The organism is Devosia chinhatensis (assembly GCF_000969445.1).
Lineage (GTDB): Bacteria > Pseudomonadota > Alphaproteobacteria > Rhizobiales > Devosiaceae > Devosia > Devosia chinhatensis.
The window spans coordinates 1-458 of the sequence record NZ_JZEY01000084.1 but is presented as its reverse complement, the minus strand read 5'-3'; the positions used below and the strand labels follow the sequence as shown (position 1 = coordinate 458).

Genomic DNA, 458 nt, shown 5'->3' with positions numbered 1-458 from the left:
CACGTACGATGGTGGCTGGGCCCTGCGGACGCAGTTGGGAGACAACTGTGTTTGTGGGACGCTCGAGGCCCAACGCTTCGTCGACGATGGCTTCGGCCCGCCTACCGTGCGCGGTAGCATCGCCGAGATCTAAAAGCCGGGCCGCGACCCGCGGCCAGCCTTCAAGACCGCGACCGTTGCCGAGGGCGTGGAAGACATCAAGGATCTCAGGCCCGGCATGATGCTGGAAGGCACGGTGACCAATGGCGCCGCCTTCGGCGCATTCGTCGATATTGGCGTGCATCAGGACGGGCTGGTACACGTGTCGCAACTGGCCGCCAACTGCGTCAAGGACCCCCATGTGGAGGTCAAGGCCGGCGACGTCGTCAGGGTAAGGGTGGACTGGGTCGATGTTCCGCGCAACCGCAACGGACTCTCGAGGCGCAGGGGGGATCAGACGAGCGACCCGCGCGCGAGCG

Annotated in this window: 1 pseudogene; it reads left to right on the top strand. The window is 65.9% G+C overall.

The features are described from left to right. Positions 1-458 (top strand): annotated as a pseudogene (locus VE26_RS17590) (S1 RNA-binding domain-containing protein); the annotation flags it as partial.